Source organism: Vibrio orientalis CIP 102891 = ATCC 33934, assembly GCF_000176235.1.
Lineage (GTDB): Bacteria > Pseudomonadota > Gammaproteobacteria > Enterobacterales > Vibrionaceae > Vibrio > Vibrio orientalis.
Genome location: NZ_ACZV01000003.1, coordinates 32,417 through 48,607 on the forward strand (window position 1 = coordinate 32,417; position 16,191 = coordinate 48,607).

28 protein-coding genes are annotated in these 16,191 nt (G+C 46.0%); all 28 read right to left on the reverse strand.

From position 1 onward, the window contains the following. Positions 1–3: 3 nt before the first annotated feature. The 28 genes from rpsD to rnr all read right to left on the reverse strand — a co-directional run bounded on the left by rpsD (position 4) and on the right by rnr (position 15,994). Complete coding sequence (gene rpsD / locus VIA_RS02190) at positions 4–624, reverse strand: 30S ribosomal protein S4 (protein ID WP_004410410.1); 621 nt, start codon at positions 622–624, stop codon at positions 4–6. 27 nt (positions 625–651) lie between these two features. Beyond that, positions 652–1,041 (reverse strand): 30S ribosomal protein S11, encoded by a 390-nt coding sequence (gene rpsK / locus VIA_RS02195; protein ID WP_001118870.1) that lies wholly within the window; start codon positions 1,039–1,041, stop codon positions 652–654. 18 nt (positions 1,042–1,059) lie between these two features. Next, positions 1,060–1,416: a 30S ribosomal protein S13 gene (gene rpsM, locus VIA_RS02200; protein ID WP_004410414.1), complete on the reverse strand. Its 357-nt coding sequence runs from the start codon at positions 1,414–1,416 to the stop codon at positions 1,060–1,062. Positions 1,417–1,563: 147 nt separating this feature from the next. Further along, complete coding sequence (rpmJ, locus tag VIA_RS02205; RefSeq protein ID WP_000868186.1) at positions 1,564–1,677, reverse strand: 50S ribosomal protein L36; 114 nt, start codon at positions 1,675–1,677, stop codon at positions 1,564–1,566. Positions 1,678–1,716: 39 nt separating this feature from the next. After that, on the reverse strand, positions 1,717–3,051 hold the full coding sequence (gene secY, locus VIA_RS02210) for a preprotein translocase subunit SecY (protein WP_004410423.1): 1,335 nt from the start codon (positions 3,049–3,051) through the stop codon (positions 1,717–1,719). 20 nt (positions 3,052–3,071) lie between these two features. Continuing rightward, positions 3,072–3,506 (reverse strand): 50S ribosomal protein L15, encoded by a 435-nt coding sequence (gene rplO, locus VIA_RS02215; protein WP_004410426.1) that lies wholly within the window; start codon positions 3,504–3,506, stop codon positions 3,072–3,074. Between the two features lie 5 nt (positions 3,507–3,511). Further along, entirely contained in the window at positions 3,512–3,688 is a 177-nt protein-coding gene (rpmD, locus tag VIA_RS02220) for a 50S ribosomal protein L30 (RefSeq protein ID WP_004410429.1), read from the reverse strand. Positions 3,689–3,695: 7 nt separating this feature from the next. Beyond that, positions 3,696–4,199: a 30S ribosomal protein S5 gene (gene rpsE, locus VIA_RS02225; RefSeq protein ID WP_004410433.1), complete on the reverse strand. Its 504-nt coding sequence runs from the start codon at positions 4,197–4,199 to the stop codon at positions 3,696–3,698. 14 nt (positions 4,200–4,213) lie between these two features. Then, positions 4,214–4,567 (reverse strand): 50S ribosomal protein L18, encoded by a 354-nt coding sequence (rplR, locus tag VIA_RS02230; RefSeq protein WP_004410436.1) that lies wholly within the window; start codon positions 4,565–4,567, stop codon positions 4,214–4,216. A gap of 9 nt (positions 4,568–4,576) precedes the next feature. Then, positions 4,577–5,110: a 50S ribosomal protein L6 gene (gene rplF / locus VIA_RS02235; RefSeq protein ID WP_004410437.1), complete on the reverse strand. Its 534-nt coding sequence runs from the start codon at positions 5,108–5,110 to the stop codon at positions 4,577–4,579. A 13-nt stretch (positions 5,111–5,123) separates the two neighbouring features. Then, entirely contained in the window at positions 5,124–5,516 is a 393-nt protein-coding gene (gene rpsH / locus VIA_RS02240) for a 30S ribosomal protein S8 (RefSeq protein WP_004410440.1), read from the reverse strand. A gap of 29 nt (positions 5,517–5,545) precedes the next feature. Further along, positions 5,546–5,851 carry a 30S ribosomal protein S14 gene (rpsN, locus tag VIA_RS02245; RefSeq protein ID WP_004410442.1) on the reverse strand — a complete coding sequence of 102 codons (306 nt, stop codon included), beginning with the start codon at positions 5,849–5,851 and terminating at the stop codon, positions 5,546–5,548. 17 nt (positions 5,852–5,868) lie between these two features. After that, on the reverse strand, positions 5,869–6,408 hold the full coding sequence (gene rplE, locus VIA_RS02250; protein WP_004410443.1) for a 50S ribosomal protein L5: 540 nt from the start codon (positions 6,406–6,408) through the stop codon (positions 5,869–5,871). A 23-nt stretch (positions 6,409–6,431) separates the two neighbouring features. Beyond that, positions 6,432–6,749, reverse strand: coding sequence for a 50S ribosomal protein L24 (gene rplX / locus VIA_RS02255; RefSeq protein ID WP_004410445.1), 318 nt, complete (start codon positions 6,747–6,749; stop codon positions 6,432–6,434). A gap of 13 nt (positions 6,750–6,762) precedes the next feature. Then, positions 6,763–7,134, reverse strand: coding sequence for a 50S ribosomal protein L14 (gene rplN, locus VIA_RS02260; RefSeq protein WP_004410450.1), 372 nt, complete (start codon positions 7,132–7,134; stop codon positions 6,763–6,765). 164 nt (positions 7,135–7,298) lie between these two features. Beyond that, positions 7,299–7,553, reverse strand: a complete 255-nt coding sequence (gene rpsQ, locus VIA_RS02265; RefSeq protein ID WP_004410455.1) for a 30S ribosomal protein S17 — start codon at positions 7,551–7,553, stop codon at positions 7,299–7,301. Next, positions 7,553–7,744, reverse strand: coding sequence for a 50S ribosomal protein L29 (rpmC, locus tag VIA_RS02270; RefSeq protein WP_004410456.1), 192 nt, complete (start codon positions 7,742–7,744; stop codon positions 7,553–7,555). Before rpmC ends, rpsQ begins: the two co-directional genes overlap by 1 nt. After that, positions 7,744–8,154 carry a 50S ribosomal protein L16 gene (gene rplP, locus VIA_RS02275; protein WP_004410459.1) on the reverse strand — a complete coding sequence of 137 codons (411 nt, stop codon included), beginning with the start codon at positions 8,152–8,154 and terminating at the stop codon, positions 7,744–7,746. Before rplP ends, rpmC begins: the two co-directional genes overlap by 1 nt. A gap of 11 nt (positions 8,155–8,165) precedes the next feature. After that, positions 8,166–8,864 (reverse strand): 30S ribosomal protein S3, encoded by a 699-nt coding sequence (gene rpsC / locus VIA_RS02280; protein ID WP_004410461.1) that lies wholly within the window; start codon positions 8,862–8,864, stop codon positions 8,166–8,168. Between the two features lie 19 nt (positions 8,865–8,883). Next, complete coding sequence (rplV, locus tag VIA_RS02285; RefSeq protein ID WP_004410462.1) at positions 8,884–9,216, reverse strand: 50S ribosomal protein L22; 333 nt, start codon at positions 9,214–9,216, stop codon at positions 8,884–8,886. 10 nt (positions 9,217–9,226) lie between these two features. Continuing rightward, entirely contained in the window at positions 9,227–9,505 is a 279-nt protein-coding gene (gene rpsS / locus VIA_RS02290; protein ID WP_004410465.1) for a 30S ribosomal protein S19, read from the reverse strand. A 21-nt stretch (positions 9,506–9,526) separates the two neighbouring features. Further along, a complete protein-coding gene (gene rplB, locus VIA_RS02295; protein WP_004410474.1) occupies positions 9,527–10,351 on the reverse strand; it encodes a 50S ribosomal protein L2 in 825 nt (274 codons plus the stop codon). Between the two features lie 15 nt (positions 10,352–10,366). Beyond that, positions 10,367–10,669: a 50S ribosomal protein L23 gene (gene rplW / locus VIA_RS02300; RefSeq protein WP_004398471.1), complete on the reverse strand. Its 303-nt coding sequence runs from the start codon at positions 10,667–10,669 to the stop codon at positions 10,367–10,369. Then, a complete protein-coding gene (gene rplD / locus VIA_RS02305) occupies positions 10,666–11,268 on the reverse strand; it encodes a 50S ribosomal protein L4 (protein WP_004410477.1) in 603 nt (200 codons plus the stop codon). The genes rplW and rplD overlap by 4 nt, the downstream gene beginning before the upstream one ends. A 17-nt stretch (positions 11,269–11,285) precedes the next feature. Continuing rightward, positions 11,286–11,915, reverse strand: a complete 630-nt coding sequence (rplC, locus tag VIA_RS02310) for a 50S ribosomal protein L3 (RefSeq protein ID WP_004410480.1) — start codon at positions 11,913–11,915, stop codon at positions 11,286–11,288. Between the two features lie 14 nt (positions 11,916–11,929). Next, positions 11,930–12,241 (reverse strand): 30S ribosomal protein S10, encoded by a 312-nt coding sequence (rpsJ, locus tag VIA_RS02315; RefSeq protein WP_004410492.1) that lies wholly within the window; start codon positions 12,239–12,241, stop codon positions 11,930–11,932. A gap of 530 nt (positions 12,242–12,771) precedes the next feature. Then, positions 12,772–13,509 (reverse strand): 23S rRNA (guanosine(2251)-2'-O)-methyltransferase RlmB, encoded by a 738-nt coding sequence (gene rlmB / locus VIA_RS02320; RefSeq protein WP_004410493.1) that lies wholly within the window; start codon positions 13,507–13,509, stop codon positions 12,772–12,774. A 25-nt stretch (positions 13,510–13,534) separates the two neighbouring features. Then, the gene (gene rnr, locus VIA_RS02325; RefSeq protein ID WP_004410494.1) at positions 13,535–15,994 is read right to left on the reverse strand and encodes a ribonuclease R; all 2,460 of its coding nucleotides are present in this window, start codon (positions 15,992–15,994) and stop codon (positions 13,535–13,537) included. Positions 15,995–16,191 lie beyond the last annotated feature (197 nt).

Here is a 16,191-nt window from a genome sequence, read left to right on the forward strand (position 1 = left end):
ACCTTACTTAGAGTAAAGCTCGACGATCAATTGTTCGTTGATGTCAGCAGATAGATCTGAACGCTCAGGCATACGCTTGAACGTAGCTTCCATCTTACCAGCATCTACTTCAATCCAAGTTGGTTTTTCACGTTGTTCAGCAACTTCTAGAGCCGCTTTAATACGAGATTGCTGTTTAGCTTTCTCGCGGATAGAAACAACGTCATTAGCCGCAACTTTGAAAGAAGGAATGTTTACAACTTTACCGTTAACTAGGATAGCTTTGTGGCTAACTAGCTGACGTGCTTCTGCGCGAGTTGCGCCAAAGCCCATGCGGTAAACTACGTTATCAAGACGACCTTCAAGAAGCTGAAGCAGGTTTTCACCTGTGTTGCCTTTAAGACGTGCAGCTTCTTTGTAGTAGTTACGGAATTGTTTTTCTAGAACGCCGTACATACGACGAACTTTTTGCTTCTCACGAAGCTGAACGCCATACTCAGATAGACGACCGCGACGAGCGCCGTGTACACCTGGTGCGTTATCAATTTTACACTTGGTATCGATCGCGCGTACACCAGACTTAAGGAATAAGTCAGTACCTTCGCGACGGCTAAGCTTCAGCTTAGGACCCAAATATCTTGCCATGATCTTTCTCCAGTAATCTAAAAAACGTTATACGCGACGTTTCTTAGGTGGACGACAACCGTTATGAGGGATTGGTGTAGCATCAACAATGTTTGTGATGCGGAAACCAGCAGCGTTCAGTGCGCGAACAGTAGATTCACGACCTGGACCTGGACCCTTAACCATAACTTCCAAGTTCTTTAGACCGTACTCTTTAGCCATTTCAGCACAACGCTCTGCTGCAACCTGTGCTGCGAACGGAGTAGACTTACGAGAGCCACGGAAACCTGAACCACCTGCAGTAGCCCAAGCTAGTGCGTTACCTTGACGGTCAGTAATGGTTACGATTGTGTTATTGAAAGAAGCATGGATGTGCGCAACACCGTCTGCAACTTGTTTGCGAACGCGTTTACGCGCGCGAGTTGGTTGTTTAGCCATTGTACTCTACCTTCCCGACTATTTCTTGATCGGCTTACGCGGACCCTTACGGGTGCGAGCATTGGTTTTAGTACGCTGTCCACGTAGTGGTAGACTGCGACGATGACGAAGACCACGGTAACAGCCAAGGTCCATAAGACGCTTGATGTTCATTGATACTTCACGACGTAGATCACCCTCTACAGTGTATTTAGCTACACCATCACGCAGTTGATCGATCTGTTCTTCAGATAGTTCACTGATCTTAACATCTTCAGCAATACCCACTTCAGCTAGGATAGCTTGAGAGCGAGTCTTACCGATGCCGTAGATTGACGTTAGTGCAATCACAGCATGTTTTTGATCAGGAATGTTAATGCCTGCTATACGGGCCATTATTCACTCCTAGTGTTTCATAAAAGAATTAGCCGCAGCAAAGCCCGTGATGGATACGCTGCGGGATACTACTTCTTTTGCACGCAAAAGGTAGGCCGAGGAATATACTCGACACTACCTTATATTACAAGTAAAAATTTCTGCTAATTAGCCTTGGCGCTGCTTGTGCTTTGGCTCACTGCAAATCACGCGAACAACACCGTTACGCTTGATAACTTTACAGTTACGGCAGATTTTTTTAACGGAAGCACGAACTTTCATTGCTAAACTCCGTAAATGAAATCTGAGTCTACCGCCGAATTAACGGCCATAGCCTTTCAGATTTGCTTTCTTCAACACAGAATCATACTGTTGAGACATCAGATGAGTCTGTACCTGTGCCATAAAGTCCATGATAACAACAACTACGATTAGTAGTGATGTACCGCCGAAGTAGAAACGTACGTTCCACGCGACCATCATAAACTCTGGAATCAGACAGATAAAGGTAATGTAAAGCGCACCAGCAAGGGTTAAACGCGTCATCACTTTATCAATGTACTTAGCTGTCTGTTCACCTGGGCGGATGCCGGGTACGAATGCACCGGACTTCTTCAAGTTATCCGCTGTTTCACGCGGGTTGAAAACCAACGCCGTGTAAAAGAAACAGAAGAAAATAATCGCTGCTGCATAAAGCATTACATACAGAGGTTGACCTGGGCTAAGAGCCAAAGACACGTCAGTTAACCAACCGAACGCGCTGCTCTCACCGTTCTGACCAAACCACTGAGCCAGTGTTCCTGGGAACAGGATAATGCTTGAAGCAAAGATTGCTGGAATAACACCTGCCATATTAATCTTAAGTGGCAAGTGAGTGCTTTGCGCAGCAAATACCTTACGACCTTGTTGACGCTTTGCGTAGTTAACAACGATTCGACGCTGACCACGCTCCATGAAAACAACGAAGTAGATAACTGCGAAAGCTAGTACAGCAATCAACAGCAGAAGAAGTACATGCAATTCACCTTGACGCGCTTGCTCGATTGTTTGACCGATTGCAGAAGGCAATCCAGCAACAATACCTGCAAAGATTAGTAACGAAATACCGTTACCAATTCCACGCTCTGTAATTTGTTCACCTAACCACATTAGGAACATGGTGCCGGTTACTAAACTTACGGTCGCAATTAGCGTAAACATGGTTTGGTTGATAACAACCAGATTATCGACCATGTTTGGTAGGCCTGTTGCGATACCAATAGCTTGGAATGTTGCAAGTACAAGCGTGCCGTAGCGTGTATATTGGCTGATCTTACGACGGCCTGCTTCACCCTCTTTTTTGAGTTCAGCTAACGCTGGATGAACTACAGTTAGCAGTTGGACAACAATAGATGCCGAAATATACGGCATGATGCCCAACGCTAATATAGATGCACGCTCAAGAGCACCACCGGAGAACATGTTAAACATTTCTACGATGGTACCTTTTTGCTGTTCGAACAAATCGGCAAGTACAGCAGCGTCAATACCAGGGATCGGCACAAAAGAGCCTGCTCGGAATACTAAAAGTGCACCAATTACGAATAATAAGCGCGACTTTAGTTCACTTAAGCCGCTCTGAGCACTACGAAAATCTTGACCTGGTTTCTTAGCCATCTGTACCTCGTTCCTCGAGATTATTCCTCGATTTTACCGCCTGCAGCTTCGATTGCAGCTTTAGCGCCTTTAGTCACACGTAGACCTTTAACAGTCACTGCTTTGTTAATTTCACCAGATAGAACAACTTTTACAAATTCGATGTTCTTAGTGATAACGTTAGCAGCTTTAAGGCTGTTTAGATCTACTACGTCACCAGTTACTTTCGCTAGCTCAGCTAGACGAACTTCAGCAGACACTAGGCTCTTACGAGAAGTGAAACCGAATTTTGGTAGACGTTGTTTTAGAGGCATCTGACCGCCTTCAAAACCTGGACGAACTGAACCGCCAGAACGTGACTTTTGACCTTTGTGGCCACGGCCACCAGTCTTACCTAGGCCAGAACCAATACCGCGACCTACGCGCTTAGCAGTAGTCTTAGCACCAGCAGCTGGTGATAGAGTATTCAAACGCATTCTGATTACTCCTCAACTTTAACCATGTAGTAAACCTTGTTGATCATGCCGCGCACGCACGGAGTATCTTCAAGTTCTACTGTGTGGTTGATTTTACGAAGGCCTAGACCTTTAAGACACGCTTTGTGCTTAGGTAGACGACCAATTGAGCTTTTAGTTTGAGTTACTTTAATAGTTGCCATCGTGTGCTTACTCCGAAATAGATTCAACAGTTAGACCACGTTTAGCAGCAACCATTTCTGGCGACTTCATACCGCTTAGGCCATCGATCGTTGCACGAACGATGTTGATAGGGTTCGTAGAACCGTATGCCTTAGAAAGTACGTTGTGTACACCAGCAACTTCAAGAACTGCACGCATCGCACCACCTGCGATAACACCAGTACCTTCAGCAGCAGGCTGCATGTAAACTTTAGAGCCCGAGTGGCGACCTTTCACCGGGTGGTGAAGAGTGCCTTCGTTAAGCGCGATCGTAGTCATGTTACGACGTGCTTTTTCCATTGCTTTTTGAATCGCTGCAGGTACTTCACGAGCTTTGCCGTAACCGAAACCTACGCGACCGTTACCGTCACCAACTACTGTTAGTGCAGTGAAGCTCATGATTCGACCACCTTTAACCGTCTTAGATACACGGTTAACTGCGATTAGCTTTTCTTGCAAATCATTCGCTTGAACTTGTTGTTCTTTAGCCATCTTCCAACCCTACCTTAGAATTTCAGACCAGCTTCGCGAGCAGATTCTGCTAGCGCCGCTACTCGACCGTGGTATTGGAAACCAGAACGATCAAATGCAACTGATTCTACGCCTTTTTCAAGAGCGCGCTCAGCAACAGCTTTACCTACTGCTTTAGCTGCATCGATGTTACCAGTGTTCTTAACTTGCTCACGGATCGCTTTTTCTACAGTAGAAGCTGCTGCGATAACCTCAGAGCCGTTAGCTGCAATCACCTGTGCGTACACGTGACGAGGAGTACGGTGTACTACTAGGCGAGTTGCACCCAGTTCTGCAATCTTACGACGTGCGCGTGTAGCACGACGGATGCGAGATGCTTTCTTATCCATAGTGATACCTTACTTCTTCTTAGCTTCTTTAGTACGCACATTTTCATCTGCGTAACGAACACCTTTACCTTTGTAAGGCTCAGGCTCACGGTAAGAACGAATGTCAGCCGCAACCTGACCAACAAGTTGTTTGTCACAACCAGTGATCACGATTTCAGTTTGGCTTGGACATTCAGCTTTAATACCCGCTGGCAGCTCGTGCTCAACAGGGTGTGAGAAGCCAAGTGTTAGACCTACAGCGTTGCCTTTAATAGCAGCACGGTAACCAACACCTTTAAGAGTTAGCTTCTTAGTAAAGCCTTCAGTAACACCAACAACCATGTTGTTAACTAGAGCGCGAGCAGTACCTGCTTGTGCCCATGCATTAACAACACCTTCGCGTGGACCGAAAGTAAGATTGCTTTCTTCCTGAGCTACAACTACAGCGTTGTTAAGAACGCGTGATAGTTCGCCTTTAGCACCTTTTACAGTGATTTCTTGGCCGTTTAGTTTCACCTCTACGCCAGCTGGAATAGCGACAGGTGCTTTAGCAACACGAGACATAATCTACTCCTTATTAAGCTACGTAAGCGATGATTTCACCACCAAGACCTGCTTTGCGTGCAGCGCGGTCTGACATAAGACCCTTGGAAGTTGAAACGATAGCAACACCAAGACCACCCATTACAGAAGGAAGATTGTCTTTCTTCTTGTAAACACGTAGACCTGGACGAGAAACACGTTTAAGTTGCTCGATTACTGGTTTAGCTTGGAAGTACTTAAGAGTAACTTCAAGCTCAGGTTTAACTTCGCCTTCAACAGCGAAATCAACGATGTAACCTTCAGCTTTTAGTAGTGCAGCAATTGCAACTTTAAGCTTTGAAGAAGGCATTTTAACAGCAACTTTGTTTGCTGCCTGACCGTTACGAACGCGGGTCAGCATATCCGAAATCGGATCTTGCATGCTCATATGATTTACTCCAAATGATTAAGTGGCAATTACCAGCTAGCCTTACGAAGTCCAGGAATCTCGCCTTTCATGCAAGCTTCACGAACTTTGATACGGCTTAGACCGAACTTACGTAGGTAACCGTGTGGACGACCAGTTTGGTTGCAACGGTTGCGCTGACGTGATGCACTTGAATCACGTGGAAGAGATTGCAGTGTAAGAACTGCGTTCCAACGATCTTCTTCAGATGCGTTTACATCGCTGATGATAGCTTTAAGCGCTGCACGCTTTTCAGCGAACTTAGCTACAAGCTTCGCACGTTTTGCTTCACGTGCTTTCATTGAATTTTTAGCCATAACAGTAACCCTTCACCTTACTTACGGAATGGGAAGTTAAAGGCAGCCAGCAGAGCTCGGCCTTCCTCATCAGTACCAGCAGACGTCGTAATAGTGATGTCTAGACCGCGTACTTTATCAACTTTATCAAAGTCGATTTCCGGGAAGATGATTTGCTCGCGAACGCCCATGCTGTAGTTACCGCGTCCGTCAAAAGACTTAGCGCTAACGCCACGGAAGTCACGTACTCGTGGAAGAGCGATGTTAATCAAACGCTCAAGAAAATCCCACATACGTTCGCCACGCAAGGTTACTTTACAACCGATAGGGTAGCCTTCACGGATTTTGAAACCTGCAACAGATTTACGCGCTTTAGTGATAAGTGGCTTTTGACCAGAGATCGTTGCCATATCAGCAGCTGCGTTTTCTAGCAGTTTCTTATCGTTGATTGCTTCACCAACACCCATGTTTAGGGTGATTTTCTCGATTCTAGGGACTTGCATGACGCTTGTGTAGCTAAACTGTTTGGTCAGTTCAGCGACTACAGACGACTTGTAGTAATCATGCAGTTTCGCCATAGTAGAACTCCAAATTACTTCTATTAGTTAGAAACGATTTCGTTGTTAGATTTAAAGAAACGTACTTTCTTACCATCTTCAAAACGGAAACCGATACGGTCAGCTTTACCAGTAGCTGCGTTGAAAATCGCCACGTTAGAAACGTCGATTGCTGCTTCTTGCTCTACGATACCGCCTTGGATACCCATAGCTGGAACAGGTTTCTGATGTTTCTTAACTAGGTTGATACCTTCAACGATAACTTTACCAGTTGCTAGAACCTTAGTTACTTTACCTTTCTTGCCTTTGTCTTTACCAGCAAGAACGATTACTTCGTCATTACGACGGATTTTAGCTGCCATTTCTACGTGCTCCTTACAGAACTTCTGGAGCCAGTGAAACGATCTTCATGAACTTATCGCCACGAAGTTCGCGTGTCACAGGACCAAAGATACGTGTACCGATTGGTTGCTCAGTGTTGTCGTTCAACAATACGCAAGCGTTTCGGTCGAAGCGAATGACAGAACCGTCAGGACGACGTACGCCTTTACGGGTGCGCACTACCACCGCCTTCAGAACGTCACCTTTCTTAACTTTACCGCGAGGAATTGCTTCCTTAACAGTAACTTTGATAACGTCACCGATATGTGCATAACGGCGGTGAGAGCCACCCAGAACCTTAATACACATTACGCTGCGTGCGCCTGAGTTATCAGCTGCGTCCAGCATACTTTGCATTTGGATCATGTTAGTGCTCCGCTAAATATAAAAAAAACTAGACCCTCTCGGGTCGGGCTGCCTCTTTAAAAGGGACGCGAATTGTACCACCCTTTTTTAAGATTGGGTAGTCAAAAAATAAACGGCTCCAAAAATAATTTTGGAGCCGTTTAATTTCATAGAATTAGCTAAGATTAACCTTTAGCTTTTTCTAGAACTTTTACCAAAGTCCAAGACTTAGTCTTAGACATTGGACGACACTCTGCGATTTCAACGTTGTCGCCTAGGCCACATTCGTTGTTCTCGTCATGTGCGTGTACTTTAGTCGTGCGCTTTACGTATTTACCGTAAATTGGGTGTTTAACCATGCGCTCGATAGCAACTACGATAGACTTGTCCATCTTGTCGCTAACTACACGACCTTGTTGAGTACGTTTTACTTCGCTCATTATGCGCCTGCCTTCTCAGTCAAAACAGTTTTCACACGTGCGATATCACGGCGTACAGCTTTCAGAGTATGAGTTTGCTGTAGCTGACCAGTCGCAGCCTGCATGCGCAGGTTGAACTGTTCACGTAGCAAATTCAATAGCTCAGCGTTAAGCTCTTCAACGCTTTTCTCGCGTAGATCTTGTGCTTTCATCACATCACCTGCTTAGTTACAAATGTAGTTTTGAATGGCAGTTTACGAGCCGCTAGGCGGAACGCTTCACGTGCCAATTCTTCAGGTACACCACCCATTTCGTACATAACCTTACCAGGTTGGATTTGGGCTACCCAGTACTCAACGTTACCTTTACCCTTACCCTGACGAACTTCAAGTGGTTTTTCTGTGATAGGCTTATCTGGGAACACACGGATCCAGATTTTACCTTGACGCTTAACGTGACGTGTCATTGCACGACGTGCCGCTTCGATTTGACGAGCAGTCAGACGACCACGGCCAGTAGCTTTAAGACCGAATTCGCCGAAGCTTACATCAGTACCTTTAGCTAGACCACGGTTACGACCAGTCTGAACCTTACGGAACTTAGTACGTTTAGGTTGTAGCATCTGTCGACTCCTTACTTACGGCCTTTGCGCTGCTTCTTAGGCTTGTCGCCTTTAGGCTCTACAGCGTTAGCTGCTGGCATACCGCCTAGGATCTCACCTTTGAAGATCCAAGTCTTAATGCCGATCACACCGTATTGAGTGTGAGCCGAAGAAGTTGCGTAATCAATGTCAGCACGTAGAGTGTGTAGAGGTACACGACCTTCACGGTACCACTCTGAACGTGCAATTTCAGCGCCGCCTAGACGACCGCTTACTTCTACTTTGATGCCTTTAGCGCCTAGACGCATAGCGTTTTGTACCGCGCGCTTCATAGCACGACGGAACATAACACGACGCTCTAGCTGAGACGCGATGCTATCACCAACAAGCTGTGCATCTAGCTCAGGCTTACGTACTTCAGCGATGTTAATCTGCGCTGGTACACCTGCGATTTTAGCTACAGCTGTGCGTAGTTTTTCTACGTCTTCACCTTTCTTACCGATTACTACGCCTGGACGAGCAGTGTGAATAGTCACACGGATGCTCTTAGCAGGACGCTCGATAACGATGCGTGAAAGTGATGCTTTTTTCAGTTCACTTGTAAGGAACTGACGTACCTTGAAGTCGCCGTCTAGGTTGTCAGCGAAATCTTTGGTGTTAGCAAACCATGTAGCATTCCAAGGCTTAACGATGCCTAGACGAATACCATTTGGATGTACTTTTTGACCCATTGCTTACTCTCCTAGTCTCTTAGCGATCTGCAACAACAACAGTGATGTGGCTAGAACGCTTCAAGATACGATCCGCACGACCTTTAGCACGAGGCATAATACGCTTCATGATCGGGCCTTCATCTACGAAGATTTTTGCGACATTTAGATCGTCGATATCTGCGCCTTCGTTGTGCTCCGCGTTAGCGATAGCTGACTCAAGAACTTTCTTGATCAGTTCAGCAGCTTTTTTGTTGCTGAAAGTCAGGATTTCTAGAGCCTGGTCTACAGATTTACCACGAATTTGATCCGCAACTAAGCGAGCTTTCTGAGGCGAAATGCGAGCAAAGTTATGTTTAGCTAGTGCTTCCATCATCTACTCCTTAACGCTTCTTCGCTTTCTTATCCACGACATGGCCGCGGTAAGTACGAGTTGGTGCGAATTCACCCAGTTTGTGACCGATCATTTCTTCGGTAACGAAAACTGGTACGTGCTGACGACCATTATGGACAGCGATGGTCAAACCAATCATTGATGGGATGATCATTGAACGACGGGACCAAGTCTTAATAGGCTTTTTGTCTCCGCTTTCCACCGCTTTCTCTACCTTCTTCAGCAAGTGTAGGTCAATAAATGGACCTTTCTTGAGAGAACGTGGCATGGCGATTCCTCTTTATATAGATTACTTGTTACGACGACGTACGATGTACTTGTCAGTGCGTTTGTTCTTACGAGTCTTGAAGCCTTTAGTTGGCTGACCCCATGGTGAAACTGGGTGACGACCACCAGAAGTACGGCCTTCACCACCACCGTGTGGGTGGTCTACTGGGTTCATTACCACACCGCGAACGGTTGGACGAACACCGCGCCAGCGGTTAGCACCAGCTTTACCAAGTTCACGTAGCATGTGCTCAGAGTTACCAACTTCACCGATTGTTGCACGGCCTTCAGAAAGTACTTTGCGCATTTCGCCAGAACGTAGACGGATAGTTACGTATGCACCGTCGCGAGCAACGATTTGAGCATATGCACCAGCCGAACGAGCTAGCTGACCACCTTTACCAGGTTTTAGTTCAACGTTGTGTACAGTTGAACCTACTGGGATGTTACGCATTGGTAGAGTGTTACCAGCTTTGATTGGTGCATCAACACCTGACTGGATAGCATCACCTGCGTTAACACCTTTAGGTGCTAGGATGTAACGACGCTCACCGTCTGCGTACAGAACTAGAGCGATGTTAGCGCTACGGTTTGGATCGTATTCAAGACGCTCAACTTTCGCCGGGATACCGTCTTTAGTACGTTTAAAGTCAATTACACGGTAGTGGTGCTTGTGACCACCGCCGATGTGACGTACTGTGATACGACCGTTGTTATTACGACCACCATTCTTAGAGTTTTTCTCTAGAAGAGGTGCGTATGGCTTGCCCTTGTGTAGGTCAGCGTTAACAACTTTAACAACGTGACGACGACCAGGGGAAGTCGGCTTACATTTAACAATAGCCATTCTTAACTACTCCTGTTATTCCGCGCCGCCAACGAAGTCAAGATCTTGACCTTCTTTCAGAGTAACGTACGCTTTCTTAACGTCGCTGCGGCGACCTTGGCGTAGACCCTGACGTTTGGTCTTACCCTTAGTAATAAGAGTATTTACAGACTTAACTTCAACTTCAAATAGCTTTTCTACAGCTGCTTTGATCTCTTTTTTAGTTGCATCTTTAGCTACTTTGAAAACGATAGTGTTCGCTTTCTCAGCTGCCATAGTTGCTTTTTCAGAGATGTGCGGTGCACGTAGAACTTTTAGGATACGCTCTTCAGTGATCATGCTAGCATCTCCTCTACTTGTTTAACTGCATCAGCAGTAATTACAACTTTGTCAAACGCAATTAGAGAAACTGGATCAATACCAGCTACGTCACGAGCGTCAACTTTGTATAGGTTACGAGCAGCTAAGAATAGGTTCTCATCTACTTCGCTAGTCACGATTAAAGCGTCAGTTAGCTCAAGCTCTTTAAGCTTAGCAACTAGTTCTTTAGTCTTTGGTGCTTCTACTGAGAAGTTATCAACAACGATTAGACGCTCTTGACGAACTAGCTCAGAAAGAATGCTCTTCATAGCACCACGGTACATTTTTTTGTTTACTTTTTGGCTGTGATCTTGTGGTTTCGCAGCAAAAGTAACACCACCTGTACGCCAGATTGGGCTACGGATTGTACCAGCGCGCGCACGGCCAGTACCTTTTTGACGCCATGGCTTAGCGCCACCGCCAGAAACTTCTGAACGTGTTTTCTGAGCACGAGTACCTTGACGAGCACCTGCTGCAAACGCAACAACTACTTGGTGTACAAGAGCTTCGTTAAACTCACGTCCGAAAGTAGTTTCGGAAACAGTTAGTGCATCAGCACCTTTAACCATTAGTTCCATTACTTACTCCTGAGACGTTATGCTTTAACAGCTGGTTTAACGATCACGTTACCGCCAGTTGCGCCTGGTACTGCACCTTTAATAAGAAGCAGATTGCGCTCAGCGTCAACACGTACGATCTCTAGGTTTTGAGTCGTTACACGCTCAGCACCCATGTGACCTGCCATTTTCTTGCCTTTAAATACGCGACCTGGAGTTTGACATTGGCCAATAGAACCAGGAGCACGGTGAGACAATGAGTTACCGTGAGTCATATCTTGAGTACGGAAGTTCCAACGCTTAACAGCGCCTTGGAAGCCTTTACCCTTAGATGTACCAGTAACGTCTACTTTCTTAGTATCGTTGAATAGTTCAACTGTTAGCTCAGCGCCAACTGCGAACTCTTCACCGTTTTCCAAACGGAATTCCCAAAGACCACGACCAGCTTCAACACCAGCTTTAGCAAAGTGACCTGCTTCTGGCTTAGATACGCGGTTAGCTTTCTTAGCACCAGTAGTTACCTGGATTGCTGCGTAGCCGTCTGTATCAAGTGTTTTAACTTGAGAAACACGGTTAGCTTCAACCTCAACAACAGTTACTGGGATAGAAACGCCTTCTTCAGTAAATACGCGGGTCATGCCCACTTTACGACCGATTAGACCAATCATTCTTCTAATCTCCCTTAACCTAGGCTAATTTGAACGTCAACGCCCGCAGCAAGGTCTAGACGCATTAGAGCATCAACAGTTTTGTCTGTTGGCTCAACGATGTCGATTAGACGCTTGTGAGTACGAATTTCGTACTGGTCACGTGCTTTCTTGTTAACGTGTGGAGAGATAAGAACTGTGAAACGCTCTTTACGAGTAGGTAGTGGGATTGGACCACGAACCTGTGCGCCAGTGCGCTTAGCTGTTTCAACGATTTCCGCTGTAGAAGCATCGATTAGTTTGTAATCGAAAGCTTTTAGGCGGATACGGATACGTTGGTTCTGCATGAGACAGAGCTCCAATATTAAAAATTACACAAACAATATCGCCACTCAGACTCGTGAAGACGAGAGAATGTACGATTGATTTATGTGAAACCGTAACTTCCAAGATTAGGAAGTATTGTCAGTTAATTTTCGATCAACTACCCCTATATACCAGAATCACGTCTGGGGATAGTTATTCCGAAGAATAAGTAGCTAATTGTATTAACCGCGAACATAAGCTGAGTCTACATTACCTAATAAATACGGAGATTTATTAGCTCCTCTTTCGCTCATTGGTTCACAACTGGATTAACCAGTGGGCTGCATTATACAGATCACAGTTTCACATGCAAGTGCTGTTTGAAAAATAAACGCAAATGGTGAAAAAAGGAAACGGTAGAGTTTAGGTTCTATTTAAGCGAGTCAAAATCTTTGTGAGATTCCCTACTCCCTCATTCTTCGGTCTATGGAATGACATGCCTTAAGGCTCAAAACAAAAAAGCGCAGACTGAGCTAACAGTCTGCGCTTTATAGATAAGGTTGGTGAACCGTTATTCTAGGCGCTGACGTACCGCTTCAAACAGACATACGCCAGATGCGACGGATACGTTCAAGCTAGATACACTACCCGCCATCGGGATCTTGATCAGGTCATCACATGTTTCACGAGTCAGACGACGCATACCGTCCCCTTCTGCACCCATCACAATAGCCAATGGGCCTGTCAGTTTAGCTTGATAGATATCATGGGTCGCTTCACCCGCAGTACCAACAAACCAAATACCCTGTTCTTGCAGTGTACGCATTGTACGAGCTAAGTTAGTCACACGAACTAGAGGTACACTTTCTGCAGCACCACAAGCCACTTTACTTACTGTCGCGGTAATGTTTGCTGATTTGTCTTTCGGTACGATAACCGCAGCAACACCCGCAGCATCGGCATTACGTAAACACGCGCCTAAGTTATGTGGGTCAGTCACACCATCTAGAACAAGTAGTAGTGGCGCCTCATGCTTAGCAAGAATGTCATCGAGATCATTTTCGTTAAGCTGTTTTGCAGGCTTAACACGGGCCATGATGCCTTGGTGATTTGCACCACGTGCTTTGTCATCCAGTGTCTTACGCGTCATCTGTTGAATCGAGACACCACACACTTGTAGCTCATTTAGAATCGGCATTAGACGGTCATCTTGACGACCCTTTAATACAAATGCTTCGATAAAGCGCTCTGGTTCACGCTCTAGTACCGCTTTTACTGCGTGAATACCGTAGATAAATTCGTTACTCATTTAAAAACCTGTTGGGTTAAATTCTTTACTGCGCCGCTTTATTGGTGCGCTTGGTTTTCTTTGGCTTGCTGCCTGGCTTCTTCTTACGAGCCTTAGTCACTTTAGGCTTTTTCGCCGGACCTTTTGACTCTGGCTTTTCAGGTCGCTTGGTCGGCTCTACCTCAGGGCTCGCTTTCGCGCCTCTACCCTTAGTTGCAGCACGCTTTTTCTCTTTGGCTTTTCTCTTCGCCTCTGCCGCTCGCTTCTTGGCGGTCTTTCCTTCGCCGCGTAGCTTACGACTTGTTTCAACTAATTCAAAGTCAATTTGGCGATCATCAAGGTTAACCGCTAGCACTTTCACTTTAACCGCATCACCTAATCGGTAGATTGCGCCAAAGCTTTCACCGATAAGTCTTTGACCAATTGGATCAAACTGGTAGTAATCGTTGGCTAGTGCGGAAATGTGTACCAAACCGTCAATGTGCAAATCCGTCAGTCGCACAAAGAAACCGAAGCCGGTGACATTAGCAATCACCCCATCTAGCTCTTCACCGACATGGTCCTGCATGTATTCACACTTAAGCCAATCGGATACTTCACGGGTTGCGTCATCCGCACGACGTTCAGTGGTTGAACATTGCTCACCGTAAAAATCCATATCATCAAATGAATAGTGGTAGCCACCGGTTGGAGTCCAACGATCTTTCAGCGTGCCATTTTCCTTGGCGATAAGGTATTTGATCGCGCGGTGAAGGAGTAAATCAGGGTAGCGACGAATTGGTGAGGTAAAGTGCGCATAACGCTTTAATGCCAAACCAAAGTGGCCACAGTTATCTGCGTTGTACACGGCCTGCTTCATCGAACGAAGCAGCATGGTTTGGATTAGCTCTTTATCTTGACGTTCAGCAATCAGCTTAACCAGATCCGCGTAGTCTGTTGGTGATGGTTCTAAACCACCATTTAAGTGCAGGCCTAGCTCACCAAGGAAATCACGGAAACCTTGCAAGCGAAGTTCACCTGGAGATTCGTGAATACGGTATAGCGCCGCCTCTTTCGCTTTCTCGACTAAAGACGCAGATGCGATGTTGGCCAGAATCATACACTCTTCGATCAGCTTGTGCGCATCGTTACGAATGACGGGCTCAATGCTGTCGATTTTACGTTCTGCATTGAAGATGAATTTGGTTTCGACAGTTTCAAACTCAATCGCGCCACGATTATCACGCGCATGCTTGAGCACTTTGTACATGTTGTGCAGCTCTTCAAGATGTGGGACCACAGCTTGGTAACGAGTGCGCAGTTCTTCATTCCCTTCTAGAATGTCGTGTACTTTGTTATAGGTTAGACGAGCATGAGAGTTCATCACCGCTTCGTAGTGTTTATAGCCCGACAACTTACCCGTTTCCGAGACCGTCATCTCACACACCATACATAGTCGGTCAACTTGTGGGTTGAGTGAACATAAGCCGTTCGATAACACCTCAGGTAGCATTGGCACCACTTGTGATGGGAAGTAAACCGAGTTACCACGGTTAATCGCTTCCTTATCTAACGCTGAATCTGGGCGAACGTAATAGCTCACATCAGCAATCGCAACCCATAAACGCCAGCCGCCACCTTTCTTCTTCTCACAATAAACCGCATCATCGAAGTCACGAGCATCTTCACCATCAATGGTTACCAGCGGCAAGTCACGTAAATCAACACGACCGACTTTCGCCTCTTCTGGTACTTCTTCACCCAGGCCTTCGATCTGTTTATCAACCGCCTCAGGCCATTCATGTGGGATCTGGTGAGTGCGAATCGCAATCTGTGTTTCCATACCCGGAGCCATGTTCTCACCAAGTACTTCAACCACTTTACCCATCATGCCACGCGAACGTGAACCTCGGTCGGTAATTTCAATCACCACCACATTGCCCATACGAGCGCCTGCACGCAGTTCATTTGGGATCAAAATGTCTTGGCTGATACGTGAATCATCAGGCACAACATACGAATAACCGTACTCCAAGAAGAAGCGCCCCACGATTTGAGTTTGACGCTCTTCTAAAACGCGCACCAATCGCCCTTCCTTACGGCCACGTTTTGAGTTATCTGTTGGCTGCACCAGCACATAGTCACCATGGATGATATTCTTCATCTGGTGATGCGGCAGCACGATGTCATTATCCTTGCCAACACTGCCTTCCGGACGTACCCAGCCGTGGCCATCTTTATGACCAATCACATAGCCTTTGATCATTTCTAGTTTTTCAGGCAATGCATAACACTGGCGACGAGTAAACACGAGCTGACCATCACGCTCCATAGCACGAAGCCGACGACGCAGTCCTTCGTAGTGATCTTCTCCTGAGAGCTTAAGTGCATCAAACAGGTCATTGCGGTTCATCGGAACCCCTGCTTGGCTTAAGAACTCAAGAATATACTCTCGGCTTGGGATCGGATTTTCATAATTTTCCGATTCACGAGCTGCAAATGGGTCATTATGGGTATTGTCTGACATAGGCGCGCCTAATTAAGAAGGAAGGGAATTAAATCTAGTATATCCGAGTCCCCGTTGTAGGCACAGGTAAGTCGAGTTAAATTCCTCATTTTTCCTTACCTTTTTCATAACTTGGCATCTCTTTTAACATTCCTTTATGCCATACGATAAAGATCACAATTCGATGCAAGTGACAGAGCAAACGATTGCAACAGGTA

What these genes read in the sequence shown, in the direction of transcription:
- rpsD (WP_004410410.1), bottom strand. Translation starts at nt 624, where the DNA reads ATGGCAAGATATTTGGGTCCTAAGCTGAAGCTTAGCCGTCGCGAAGGT.
- rpsK (WP_001118870.1), bottom strand. Translation starts at nt 1,041, where the DNA reads ATGGCTAAACAACCAACTCGCGCGCGTAAACGCGTTCGCAAACAAGTT.
- rpsM (WP_004410414.1), bottom strand. Translation starts at nt 1,416, where the DNA reads ATGGCCCGTATAGCAGGCATTAACATTCCTGATCAAAAACATGCTGTG.
- rpmJ (WP_000868186.1), bottom strand. Translation starts at nt 1,677, where the DNA reads ATGAAAGTTCGTGCTTCCGTTAAAAAAATCTGCCGTAACTGTAAAGTT.
- secY (WP_004410423.1), bottom strand. Translation starts at nt 3,051, where the DNA reads ATGGCTAAGAAACCAGGTCAAGATTTTCGTAGTGCTCAGAGCGGCTTA.
- rplO (WP_004410426.1), bottom strand. Translation starts at nt 3,506, where the DNA reads ATGCGTTTGAATACTCTATCACCAGCTGCTGGTGCTAAGACTACTGCT.
- rpmD (WP_004410429.1), bottom strand. Translation starts at nt 3,688, where the DNA reads ATGGCAACTATTAAAGTAACTCAAACTAAAAGCTCAATTGGTCGTCTA.
- rpsE (WP_004410433.1), bottom strand. Translation starts at nt 4,199, where the DNA reads ATGGCTAAAGAACAACAAGTTCAAGCGAATGATTTGCAAGAAAAGCTA.
- rplR (WP_004410436.1), bottom strand. Translation starts at nt 4,567, where the DNA reads ATGGATAAGAAAGCATCTCGCATCCGTCGTGCTACACGCGCACGTCGT.
- rplF (WP_004410437.1), bottom strand. Translation starts at nt 5,110, where the DNA reads ATGTCTCGTGTTGCTAAAGCACCTGTCGCTATTCCAGCTGGCGTAGAG.
- rpsH (WP_004410440.1), bottom strand. Translation starts at nt 5,516, where the DNA reads ATGAGCATGCAAGATCCGATTTCGGATATGCTGACCCGCGTTCGTAAC.
- rpsN (WP_004410442.1), bottom strand. Translation starts at nt 5,851, where the DNA reads ATGGCTAAAAATTCAATGAAAGCACGTGAAGCAAAACGTGCGAAGCTT.
- rplE (WP_004410443.1), bottom strand. Translation starts at nt 6,408, where the DNA reads ATGGCGAAACTGCATGATTACTACAAGTCGTCTGTAGTCGCTGAACTG.
- rplX (WP_004410445.1), bottom strand. Translation starts at nt 6,749, where the DNA reads ATGGCAGCTAAAATCCGTCGTAATGACGAAGTAATCGTTCTTGCTGGT.
- rplN (WP_004410450.1), bottom strand. Translation starts at nt 7,134, where the DNA reads ATGATCCAAATGCAAAGTATGCTGGACGCAGCTGATAACTCAGGCGCA.
- rpsQ (WP_004410455.1), bottom strand. Translation starts at nt 7,553, where the DNA reads ATGAGCGAAGTAAAACGTACTCAACAAGGTCGTGTAGTTAGCGACAAG.
- rpmC (WP_004410456.1), bottom strand. Translation starts at nt 7,744, where the DNA reads ATGAAAGCACAAGATCTACGCGAGAAAAGCGTTGAAGAGCTTAACGCT.
- rplP (WP_004410459.1), bottom strand. Translation starts at nt 8,154, where the DNA reads ATGCTACAACCTAAACGTACTAAGTTCCGTAAGGTTCAGACTGGTCGT.
- rpsC (WP_004410461.1), bottom strand. Translation starts at nt 8,864, where the DNA reads ATGGGTCAAAAAGTACATCCAAATGGTATTCGTCTAGGCATCGTTAAG.
- rplV (WP_004410462.1), bottom strand. Translation starts at nt 9,216, where the DNA reads ATGGAAGCACTAGCTAAACATAACTTTGCTCGCATTTCGCCTCAGAAA.
- rpsS (WP_004410465.1), bottom strand. Translation starts at nt 9,505, where the DNA reads ATGCCACGTTCTCTCAAGAAAGGTCCATTTATTGACCTACACTTGCTG.
- rplB (WP_004410474.1), bottom strand. Translation starts at nt 10,351, where the DNA reads ATGGCTATTGTTAAATGTAAGCCGACTTCCCCTGGTCGTCGTCACGTT.
- rplW (WP_004398471.1), bottom strand. Translation starts at nt 10,669, where the DNA reads ATGATCACTGAAGAGCGTATCCTAAAAGTTCTACGTGCACCGCACATC.
- rplD (WP_004410477.1), bottom strand. Translation starts at nt 11,268, where the DNA reads ATGGAACTAATGGTTAAAGGTGCTGATGCACTAACTGTTTCCGAAACT.
- rplC (WP_004410480.1), bottom strand. Translation starts at nt 11,915, where the DNA reads ATGATTGGTCTAATCGGTCGTAAAGTGGGCATGACCCGCGTATTTACT.
- rpsJ (WP_004410492.1), bottom strand. Translation starts at nt 12,241, where the DNA reads ATGCAGAACCAACGTATCCGTATCCGCCTAAAAGCTTTCGATTACAAA.
- rlmB (WP_004410493.1), bottom strand. Translation starts at nt 13,509, where the DNA reads ATGAGTAACGAATTTATCTACGGTATTCACGCAGTAAAAGCGGTACTA.
- rnr (WP_004410494.1), bottom strand. Translation starts at nt 15,994, where the DNA reads ATGTCAGACAATACCCATAATGACCCATTTGCAGCTCGTGAATCGGAA.